The sequence below is a fragment of the Tenacibaculum sp. 190524A02b genome (assembly GCF_964036645.1).
GTDB classification, from domain to species: Bacteria; Bacteroidota; Bacteroidia; order Flavobacteriales; family Flavobacteriaceae; genus Polaribacter; species Polaribacter vairaonense.
Window position 1 is genome coordinate 1,391,542 of record NZ_OZ038525.1, and the last position, 12,668, is coordinate 1,404,209.

General features: G+C 28.3%; 3 protein-coding genes. All 3 read right to left on the reverse strand.

Annotation, left to right across the window (positions count from 1 at the left end; translation table 11 throughout):
* Positions 1-146: 146 nt before the first annotated feature.
* Positions 147-10,751 carry an amino acid adenylation domain-containing protein gene (locus ABNT65_RS05485; RefSeq protein ID WP_348747378.1) on the reverse strand — a complete coding sequence of 3,535 codons (10,605 nt, stop codon included), beginning with the start codon at positions 10,749-10,751 and terminating at the stop codon, positions 147-149.
* Positions 10,752-11,305: 554 nt separating this feature from the next.
* Positions 11,306-11,884 carry a DUF4738 domain-containing protein gene (locus ABNT65_RS05490; protein ID WP_348739202.1) on the reverse strand — a complete coding sequence of 193 codons (579 nt, stop codon included), beginning with the start codon at positions 11,882-11,884 and terminating at the stop codon, positions 11,306-11,308.
* A gap of 80 nt (positions 11,885-11,964) precedes the next feature.
* A complete protein-coding gene (locus ABNT65_RS05495; protein ID WP_348747379.1) occupies positions 11,965-12,636 on the reverse strand; it encodes a hypothetical protein in 672 nt (223 codons plus the stop codon).
* Between the last annotated feature and the right edge of the window lie 32 nt (positions 12,637-12,668).

Below are 12,668 nucleotides of genomic sequence, written 5' to 3' on the forward strand. Positions count from 1 at the left end.
AAATCCGTTTTAAATGAATAAAACGGATTTTTTTGTGATTAAACAACCAGAAGTCTTTCCATTTGTTTTTTATGAAGTGGTTTAATCTTTTTTATTGAAGTAAAAAGAGCATTTTTATAACCAATTGAAAAAAATTCAAACCACAATTAATTTAGTGCTTCTGCTACTACCATAAGTTCTAGTACTTTATTTATTATATTAACTACTTCTGCAGCTCTTGTCTGAATAAAATAATGCCCTCCTGACTCTATTTTTATATATACTACATCATCAAATTTAGAAAGATACACACCTAATTCTTCATGGTGATTTTTAGTAACTGGGTCATCTTCTGAAACAATTACATAAGTAATTGAATTTATAGGTTCATTTTTATATTTTTTTTCATATTGAAAAGCACTTAACTCTGAAATTTTCAAATCATATGTGTAATTTTCTACAATCCAGTTCCAATCTTCTTCTTGAAAATTTTGATTTAATTCCTTTAAACCTGCTTTAGATAATATTTCCTTAATTTCAAATTCAGTTGGATTAAAACTATTAGTTACATTATTATATAAATGAATTGGTAAAGCAGCTCCTGAACAAAATGCCAACAAATCATTTCTTCTACTTTCTATAGATTTAGCTATATATGATGCAAAATTAGCCCCTGCACAATGCCCCCATATAACTATTGGGCATTTAATTTTTTCATCTATTTCTAATAAAATGTTTTCGGTTAAACCATCAAAAGATTCATCAGTTATCTTTTGATACTCCTCTACATCTCGAGGCAAATTCAAAGCATAAAAAGCTATGTTATTATATTGCTCTGTTATTTCTTTTGCTAAAGTTTTATACACTGTACTATCACCTGCTAAATATGGAAAACCGATTATAGCTATTTCTATAACATTACTTCTATGAGTTGAGAGTTTACTTAATAATTCAATTGAAGTTGATTGTTCTGTTTCTTGGATAAGAGCTGAAGAAATTTGATTTATCGTTGGATTATTATATAAGAAATGTGCATCAATAGACTTATTAAAACTTTTTATAATTTTAGCTTTCAGTCTCATAATAGAAAGTGAATTACCTCCTAATTCAAAAAAATTATCATTTATACCTATCTCTTCTATATCAAGTAATTCTTTCCAAATAGCAGTTAACTCTAATTCTATCTCATTTCTTGGAGCTACAAAATATCTTGTAGACAACCTTGATGATTCTATTTCTGGTAAGGCATTTTTATCTAATTTTCCGTTAGATGTTAATGGCATTGTTTTCAATTCAACCCATAAGGTAGGAATCATATAATCTGGTAGGTACTCTTTCAGTTTAAGTTGTATTTTTTCTTTATTAAATATTCCTTCTACAACTACATACCCAATTAAATTATTATTTTCTGCCCTATCTTTTTTTGCTAAAACAATACACTGAGTAATGTTATCTATAGATAATAAAGCTCTTTCTATTTCTCCTAACTCTATACGGTAACCTCGAATCTTAACTTGATTATCTTTCCTTCCAATATATTCAATTGTTCCATCTGGCAACCAACGTCCTAGATCTCCCGACCTATATAATTTATTTGCACTTTTGTTATCAAATGGATTAACAATAAATTTATCACTAGTTAATTCTTCTCTATTTAAATAGCCTCTTGAAACTCCTGCTCCGCCAACAAATATTTCCCCAATTACTCCTTGGGGAACAATATTTAAATTTTCATCTAAAAGATAACAACTTAAAGTAGGAATCGCTACACCAATAGTATTTCTTGAACTAATTATATCTTCTACTTTAATTTCTTTATAAGTAACATGTACAGTTGTCTCTGTTATGCCATACATATTAATTAGCTTACAACTTGGGTAATTCTGCTTCCATTCTCTAAGGTAAGTCGGGTTTAATGCTTCACCTCCAAAAATGATATTCCGAAGAGAAATAGTCTCTATTTTTCTAGATAAAAACTCTTCTTGAAGTACATAAAAAGAGTTTGGAGTTTGATTTAAGATAGTAACTCCTTGTTCAACTAATAAATTTGTAAAAGATATAGCATCTTTTGTTACTGATTTAGGAACAATTATTAAACGTCCACCAAATAATAAAGCTCCATACATTTCCCATACAGAAAAATCAAAACAAAAAGAATGGAATAAAGTCCAAACATCATCTGAAGAAAAGTTAAATAAACAAAATTCATTCTTAAATAATCTAACTACATTAGTATGTTCTATTAATACCCCTTTTGGTTTTCCTGTACTTCCTGAAGTATAAATTACATAAGCTAAATTATTTGGATTTATTACTTTACTTATTTTTTCTTTCGGAAAAGTAGAAATAATATCCCTTTGATTATCTAAATCTATTACTACAGTTTCTGTTTTATTTTTTATGACTTCTTGACCAAATTTGCTAGTCACTACTATATTTATACCAGCATCATTTAATGTGTAATCAATACGATCTTGTGGATAACTTGGATCAATGGGAACATATGCTCCTCCTGATTTTAAAATACCTAAAATTCCTATAATCATATCTAAACTAGGTTCTAAACAGATACCTACTAAAGTATCTGGCTGCACGCCCAACTTTCTTAAATAATATGCTAATTGATTAGAACGCTGATCTAATTCTTCATAGTTTAGCACCTCTTTTTCATAAACAATTGCTATTCCTTTTGGGTTTTTCCTTACTACCTCATCAAATATATCTACAATAGTCTTATTTTGGGGATAGTTAGTTGACTCTAAATTTTTACTAATTTCTAATAATTTTTCTTCTTCTTCTTTTGGTAAAATTTTTATATTACTTACTAATATCTCTTCTTCTAACTTTAAACCTTCTAATAGCTGAATTAAAACTTCTTGCATATATAAGTTTATACTACTAGCATTAATACTACTATCTACTTGAGAAGTTAGTAAAAAACTTTCTCCAAGATCATCTATATTCAATGTAAACAAATAGTTAGTTCTTTCATAAGATTCTATCATTGTAAACCCTAAATCAACAGTATTACTCTCTTCTAATTGAGAAGAGTGTCGATAATTTAATAACGCACTGAATAAAGGCATATCATTAGAAATGCCACTCCACTTTTGAATGTTTGATAGTGGTGTTTGTTCATATGGTAATAAAGCTCTTAAGCTATCTTTGACTTTTGCTATATACTCAAAAACATTTTCTTTTAATTCTATGAAAAATGGTAAAGTATTAATTAATAACCCCAAGGAATCTTCCACGCCTAATGAACCTTGTAAACGACCTAAAAATACCGTCCCAAAAATAGCATAATCCATATTACTACATCTTCCTACTACAATTCCATAAGCTGCATGAAATAAAACCGCTGGACTCATACCAAATCTAACACAGGTATCACGAATTTCTTTACTTAGAGCCTCTGATAAAATAAAACTTGACTCTTTAATACTACTTCCGTTTCCTTTAGTATTTGATAACCCAAATGGATATGTTGGAGTATCTAACTCACCTAATAGTTTTTTAAAATATAACTCACTATTATTTATAGATTCTTGATGTAAAGTATAACCTATAAAGTCCCTATATAAAACAGGCTTAGATAAACTAGACTCCTGCCCCAATAAATACAACTCTACTTCAGAAGTTATTTTCTCTAATCCTACATGATCTAATATTAAATGATGCTGATTAAAAATTAAATAATAGGTATTATTGTTTGGATCATCAACCGATTTTAGTTCCAATAATGGTGCTTTTGAAACATCCATCCATTGATTACCAGGAGCTATTAATAATTTTAATTCTGATAATATATCTTGTGAAGCATCTATTTTCAAATTCTCTACTATCAATGTTACTTCCCTAAGTACTACTTGAACTGCTTGTGGTAAACCTTCATTTATAAAACAGGTACGTAATACATCATGACGATTTACAACAAACTGTAATGCTTTTATAAAATTTGTACGTTTCTCCTTATCTTTAAAAGACAGTAAACTAGTAGACACATAAGGATCTCCTTTTTCTTGGTTATTCATTAAATAATGAAAAAACATTCCTTCTTGTAAAGGAGATAATGGATATATATCTTGAATATTAGAAACATCCTCTCCAACATTAGAAATAACTTTATCTATATCTTCTTGGTTAAATTCTAATAAAGGAAGCATTTCTGGAGTTATATGTTCTACATCTTTGGTTATTCTATTAACAGGCACCTTATATACAGATGTTATAGTGGATATTTTTTCTACAGTAGCAGCTATTGTAGGGGTTTTAAAAAAGTCTCTAACAGAAATATTTAAACCTATCTTTTGCATTTGTGATATCAATTTAACCACAAGTAAACTATGTCCTCCTAATTCAAAAAAATTATCATAAACTCCCACTATATTAACTCCTAATAATTCTTGCCAGATAACTACCAATTTTTCCTCTATCTCATTTCTTGGTGATACATAAGAACTACTAGAAAGTAATGACACCTCTTCTTTTAGTAATGATTTTTTATCTACTTTACCATTAGCCGTTAATGGTATTTCTTCTAATTCTACCCATATGGTTGGTACCATATACTCTGGCAAAACCGACTTTAAACCTCTCTCAATCTCACTTTTATCTACATTGTTTTTTAACACGACATATCCTATCAAGTGATTTATGCCTATTGAATCTTTCTTTACTAAAACGCAACTCTTTTTAATTCCTATTAAAGCTGATAATGCATTTTCTACTTCTCCTAATTCAATACGGTATCCCCTCACTTTTACTTGGCTATCCTTCCTCCCTATAAAGTCTATATTTCCATCAGGTAACCAACGTGCTAAATCACCTGTGCTGTACAATAATGTATTTTTTATAAATGGGTTAGACACAAATTTTTCTTTAGTAAGTTCTTCTTTATTTAAATAACTCTTAGCTAAACCTAAACCACCTATATATAATTCTCCTGAAACTCCTTGAGGAACTAATTTTTTAGAATCATCTAAAATGTAGAAACTCATATTTCCCAATGGTTTTCCTATTGGAACTTGAGATAAATATGGCAAACTAGCTAAATCCTCAGCCTCATAATATGAACTATCAATTGTTGCCTCTGTTACTCCATAGCTATTAATTATTCTTATTTCTTTACCAAATCGTTTATGTAAGCGTTTAAAATCATGGACATGAAAAACATCTGACCCTAAGATTATTTGCTTTAAAGGCGAAATATCTAATTTATTCTCATACACATAATCCATTAAAGGAACACCTAATGATGGAGTAGTTTCAAAAATTGTAATTTGATAATGATTTATTAACTCATATAATCCTGCTAAATCCAAACGAACATCATTAGGGCAAATAATCATTTGACCACCTGATAATAAAGACTTACATAAATCTCCTACAAAAACATCAAAAGCATAATTTGCTATTTGTAGTAACCTAGTAGTTTCATCTAACTCAAATAATTCTTGCCAACTTAAGGTTACATTTAATAATCCTAAATGTTTGACTAAAACTCCTTTGGGTTTTCCTGTTGTTCCTGAAGTATAAATAACATAAGCAACATCTTCTACAGTAGTATCTATATCCAACTTATTAGCTAATTCTTTTCCTATAGCTTCTTCTTCATCGTCCAATATCAATTTTTGAATATGCTCAAATGGCATTAATAATTCTTCATCTATGCTAGTAGTAATTATTAGCTCTAGCTCTGCATCTTTTATAATATAATCAATTCGGTCTGAAGGTGAGTTGATATCAATAGGTATATAAGCTCTACCAGATTTAAACACCCCTAAAACACTTACAATCATATCAATGCCTTTTGACATACAAATCCCTACTAAACTACTTGTTGGGTAAACGTTATTAATATAATTAGCTAATCTATTAGCCCGTTCGTTTAACTCTTTATAAGTAATGGAATTGTTATTATAAACTACAGCCTTATTTTCGGGATTTTTTACAGCTTGTGCCTCAAATAAATCTACAATAGTAGTGTTTAATGGATATTTCATTTCAGTATCATTAAAAGTATTTAAAAGCTGATGTACTTCTATTTCAGGTAACATATTTAAATCTGAAACTGCTGTAGAATCATCCGATTTCAATGCTTTCAATAAACTTTCTAAAACTTCTTGCATATAAACCAGTATACGATTACCATTTATACTATCGTCTATTTGAGCAGTAAGTCCAAAATCAACTCCATAATCATCAACATCTATAGAAAATGGATAGTTGGTACGTTCATAACTTCTTATAATACTTACTCCTAAATCTGTTAAATTACTGTTGTTCTCTTCTTTAGGAGTTTGGGAATGACGGTAATTTAATAAGGCACTAAATAAAGGAACATCATTAGAAAAATTACTCCAACTTTGAATATTTGCTAAAGGTGTTTGTTCATAAGACAGTAAACCCTCTAAATTTTTTTTTACTTCTGTGATATACTCTGACACAGAGTACTGAAGACTTATAAAAAAAGGTAAAGTATTAATAAATAAGCCTAAAGAATCTGCTGCCCCTAAAGAACCTTGCAAGCGCCCTGAAAATAACGATCCAAAAAGTGCATAACCTGTATTGCTACATCTACCAATAACCACTCCATAAGCTGCATGAAATAAAACTGCTGGACTTATTCCTAAGGCACTACTAAACTCTCTTAGCTCTTTACTTAACCCTTTTGATAAAGTAATATTCAATTCTTTAATATTACTACCATCTCCTTTTATATCAGACAAACCAAAAGGATAACTTGGAGAATCAACATTTCGCAATAATTCTTTAAAATACGATTCACTATCATTCATTGATTGCTGGAATAAAGTATGCCCTATAAAATCTCTATACAAAACTGGTGTTGTAAGAGTGTCTCCTTTACCAGATACATACATTTCTATCTCAAAAATTATTTTTTCTAAACCAACATGATCTAATATTAAATGGTGCTGGTTTATAATCAAGTAATAATTACCATTTACTTTATCATCTGCTGATTTTAATGTCAATAAAGGCGCTTTAGTTATATCAATCCATTGATTACTTGAGGCTTCTAGTAATTCTGATAAAATGTCTTTAGATACATCTACTTGTAATTCTTCTATTAACAATGTAGCTTCCTTTAACACCACTTGAACAGCTCTTGGTAAATTTTCACCTAATACACAAGTTCGTAATACATCATGACGGTTTACCACAAACTGTAAAGCCTCAATAAAAGAAGCTCTCTTTTCTTTACTTGAAAATGATAATAAGTTTGATAACACATATGGATCTCCTTCCTCTTCATTACTCATTAAATAATGGAAATATATCCCTTCTTGCAGTGGTGAGAGCGGATAGATGTCTTGAATATTTGAAGTACCTCCCTCAATCTCAGATACAATCTTATTAATATCTTCTTGTTCAAAATTTAATAAGGGAACCATTGATGGTACAATTTCCTTTACATTTTCTTTTATCCCATTTACAGGAACTTGATAACCTAAAATTCCTTTAGATATCTTTTCTCCAATGGCAGCAATTGTAGGGTTTTCAAAAATATCTTTTACCTCAATATGATAACCTTCTTTTTGTAAACGTGAAATTAATTGAACTACTAATAAACTATGTCCACCTAATTCAAAAAAATCATCATATACTCCAATTTTTTCTATATTTAATAACTCTTTCCAAATAGCAGATATTTGTGATTCCTTATTATTTCTTGGCGATATATATTCTTTTGTAGATAACTTAAAAGCATCTGGTTCTGGTAAAGCTTTTCTATCTAACTTTCCATTACTAGTTAATGGTATTTCCTCTAATACAACCCACAAGCTTGGAATCATATAATCTGGTAAAACCTCACTTAATTTACTTTTTAATAACTCCTTATTAAAAACACTTTTTACAACTACATAACCAACTAAACATTGATTTCCCATTGTATCTTCCTTAACTAAAACACAACATTGATTTATTAACTCTAAGCTTAATAATACACTTTCTATTTCTCCTAATTCTATACGATAACCTCTAATTTTTACTTGATTATCTTTTCTGCCTAAAAACTCTATATTTCCATCTGGTAACCATCTTGCTAAATCACCTGTCTTATATAAACGGTCACCTTTTTTAAACGGGTTTTTTATAAATTTTTCAGATGTAAGTTCCGCTCTATTTAAATACCCCCTTGCAACTCCTCTACCACCTATACATAACTCTCCTATTACACCTAAAGGAAGTAATTCATTAGTCCTATTTAAAATATAGATTTGAGTATTATCAATAGGTCTTCCAATAGGAACAAGATTTTCTATATTTTCATTAAATGCAGTTGCACAAATACTAGCTTCTGTAGGACCATAAGCATTTATATAATTACATCTTTTCGCAAAAGCTTTTGCCAACCTTAAAGGAATAGCTTCTCCTCCAGTAATTAATGTAGATACTTGTAAATCTTCAACCTCCAACAATTGTAAAAAAGCAGGAGGTAATGTAACAACTGTAATGCTATTAGTTTCAATATATTCTTTAAAAAGTAAAGCATCATATTTTTTATATTCTTCAATTATATACAAACTTGCTCCCTTTAAAAGTGTTGTAAAAATCTCTGAAAAAGAAGCGTCAAACGACTGATTAATAAATTGTAAACATTTACTCTCTGGAGTAATTGAATATAATTTTATTAGAGATAGTATAGTATTAATAATACTATGATGTTCAATCATTACTCCTTTTGGGGTTCCTGTACTTCCTGATGTATAAATAATATAAGCCAAGTTATTAGGCTCTATATCTATATCCAGTTTTTTTACTGAATACTCATCTAAATTTTCTTTGAATCTATTTATGAAAAAATCATTAATTGTAAAAACACTTCCGCTATCTTTAAGAATATATTTTTTTCGTTCTTCTGGATAATTGGGATCTATTGGAACATATACTCCTCCCACTTTTAATATCGCTAATAGAGAAATAATCAACCATTCACTTCTTTCTAAAGCTACGGTTATTGCATCTTCTCTACCTATTGTTTTATTTGAGATTAAATAATGAGCTAATTGATTAGATAATTTATCTAAGTCTTTATAAGTTAACTTTTGTGTTTTATAAACTATTGCTATTGCCCTAGGAGTTTCTTTTACTTGTTTTTCAAATAAATCAATTAATGTAATATCTTTCGGGTAATCAATGGAAGTTCCATTAAAATCCACTAATAACTGTTTTTCTTCTTCTTGAGTTAATATAGATAACTTATTAATAGGTTGATTAATATCTCTTATAATTCCTTTTAATAATTCTTGATAATGAACGAGAATACGATTAATAGTAGTTTTATTAAATAATGATGTACAGTACTCTAATCCTATAGAAAGAGTTGATTCATTTTCTGAGACATTCATTGTTAAATCAAACTTAGAAGTGGTAACCTCAAACTCTTTTTCTGAAATTGTAACACCTTCTATCTCTATTTCTGAATTTGAAGGGGTATTTTGCAATACAAACATTACCTGAAATAAAGGATGTATAACAGAATTACGTTTTTTTACAACTCTACTTACAACTTTCTCAAAAGGTGCTAATTGATTATCATAACCTGTTAAAGTAGTTTCTTTAACTTGATTTAATAATTCTTTAAAAGTGGGATTTCCACTCAAGTCACTACGAAGTGCTAATGTGTTTACAAAGAAGCCAATCATTACTTCTAACTCTGATTGTGTTCGATTTGCTATTGGGGTACCCACACATATATCTTCCTGTCCTGTATAACGAGATAGTAATACTTTAAACGTTGATAATAAAAGCATAAATAAAGTAACTCCTTCTTCCTTACATAAATTTTTCAAAGACAGGCTAAATTCTTCATCCAAGTTTACGGAAATAAAACCTCCATCCATACTTTTTTTATCAAGGCGTGTATAATCTGTAGGAAATTCTAAAGTACTTACTCCTTCTAGTTTTTTCTCCCAATACAACAGTTGACTATCTAATACCTCACCTTTTAAATAGTCACGCTGCCATAGTGCGTAATCTGAATATTGTAAACTTATTTCTGGTAAATTGTATTTTATTCCTAAACTTAAAGAACTATATAGTTCAACAAACTCTTTTACAAAAATATGGGAAGACCATCCATCACTAGCAATATGATGAAAAGCACATACTAATACATACTTTTCATCTCCTAAACTATATAAACATGCTCTTAACTTGTTATCTTTTGATAAATCAAAAGGAGTACTTATATACTTTTGTAACGTAGTTTTTAATCTCTCTTCATTTTCTACATGTTCTTGATCTAATGACCACTCCTCTTGGCTTACTATTTCTTGATATGCTATGCCTTCAATAGCTATAAGGTTTGTGCGCAGTACTTCATGGCGTGAAACAATCTTTTTTAACGATTGTTCTAATACCTCAATATCCAATGTCCCTTTTATATTAATCACAGTAGGAAGATGATATGTAGTTGTTCCTTCTAATTGATCTATAAACCATAATCGATCCTGATTAAAAGATAGCGGTATTTTTTTTATCTTTTTTTTATCAAATGGTTTTATTTTTTCTAATAATTTTACTTTTATATTTTTATCCTTATACTTTTCTTTCAATTCAACATTTATATTCTCTTTTTGATAACTTTGTATGTAGTCAATAATTATTTCTTTATTTTCTTTTATCTCAGAAAGTATTTCTTGTTTTACTTTTTTATTTGATTTAACACGTAATGTCCCATCTTTTAAGGTTAATTTTACTCCTTCTTTGTTTAATTTTTGAAAAAAAATTAATAAATCCATATTTTTTATAATTTATGTATCAGCCTCATAGACCAAAAACGAACGTTTTATAATTGGTATAAAACAACATTACTTGCCTATGTAAGCTTCAAAATTTCTTGAATAAGATTACTTTTCCCTAAAAATCTAAATGACTTCTAGAGATTAATCATATTAATAAAATGTAGTTTTTTAACTCGAAAAGTTATTATACTTATGTATTCTTATAAGTATATGATGATCTAATTTTCAGAAAAATTAGATCTATTTATTCAAACATCCGCTTTTTAGTTTTTTTATGAAGTTTTTTTAAATGTCCATTATAAATTTGCTGATGTTTTAAATGAAATTTCTCTTTTATTTTCATTTTAGGTGTTTGTTTGGTTAGAGCCAAAGATTAAAATCTTTGTAATATATAGTAACGGTGAATATACGTCTAAATCTGATCAAAGAACCCTATTAAAAGCTAATATATTGTTAATAAATTATTATATTAAAAGATATATTTTAAACAAAAAACTACCTTACATTTCACTGTAAAGTAGTTTCTATTTTTATTGAATAATCTTTTACTTTTACAACCCAATATCTTCATAATTCCACGAATCAATTTTATTCTTTTTTTCAGTTTGATAGTAAACTCCAAATTCGTTTCCAATTACCCAATCCGTATCAGGGACATTGAATTCTCCTTTAAAAAAGAGTCTATTTGAACGAATTCCATCATATTCAATATTCATTAAAACAGCCAATTTATAGAATTCCGAATTTAAACTATCCTTGAAAGCTTTTTTAGTTAATTTTTTGTTTAGAATTGTATCATTACGTTTTGTCAATATTATTTCTGTTGCATAATCATGATAAATCCCTTTATAATTCTCATTAACATTTACTATTGAACTGTCATTTAAGGAATATGTTATCAATGCTAGTTTATGTATATCATTTTCTATTTTTATTTCTTGATTTTTTCGTATCGTATCAAAGTCTGTTTGCCAATAGGAAACAATTGTGTCTACTTTTTTAGGAGTAGCTTTCTGTTTTACTTTTAAATCTGTTCTTGATTTAAATTTAGTTTCAGTTTTTTCTCCCTTTTTTCTATTGCAATTGAATAAAATTGAAAATACTATTATTAAAATTAAAAATTGCTTCATTGTTCAATGGTTTGCTAATTAGTTTAATTAGCATATATTAGGTTTTATAGGTTACAAATCTATCTTTTTATTTTAATACTTTAATTTAGATCTAAATTAGCATTGTTATATATTCTATTATAGTTTTTTTCTACCCAGTTAATATATTGAGTAGAAACATCCTTAATATAATCATCCTCCGATTCAGTAAACTCTTTTGCTACTGGTAAAACCTTTATATGAATACTTTCTAAATCAATTGATTGTTGTTTATCTCCAAATGTTGATTGTGTATTAGAAATAATTTCACCCATTGCATGAAACCTTAAATTGTCATTTTTAGATTTAATTCCATCTAATAAAACTTGAATTCTATCTTTAGTACGCTGAGTAAAATTACCTCTCCCAATCGCAAGTATTATCTTAATTTTGTTACTTTCTGTTGAAGAATAATACTCCTTTATTAATTTAGCTAATGCTTTATCCCCAATAATACTTAATGCCCAAATAGTTCTGTCTACCACTGGGGGAAAATCGTCAAATAATGATTCATAAATGGTATTAATAACAACTTCGTTGGTATTTTCAAGAAACTTAGAAAATTTATCAATCAAATGATATATGGCAAAAAAGCGATTACAATACTTACTGTCTTTTAATAGCTCAATTAGAATATTAAAGATTTCTAACTCTGGTGTTACATTAGATACAGCTTCTTCTTTGGCTTTATTTGAACCTTTTCTTAAAATTTCTTTAAACTCATCTGCTGTCATTCTTTTTAAGTACCTATATTATTAAAAGATAT

Bases quoted from the DNA above. Each gene is read 5' to 3' on its own strand.
- ABNT65_RS05485 (WP_348747378.1), bottom strand. From the start codon at position 10,751: ATGGATTTATTAATTTTTTTTCAAAAATTAAACAAAGAAGGAGTAAAA.
- ABNT65_RS05490 (WP_348739202.1), bottom strand. From the start codon at position 11,884: ATGAAGCAATTTTTAATTTTAATAATAGTATTTTCAATTTTATTCAAT.
- ABNT65_RS05495 (WP_348747379.1), bottom strand. From the start codon at position 12,636: ATGACAGCAGATGAGTTTAAAGAAATTTTAAGAAAAGGTTCAAATAAA.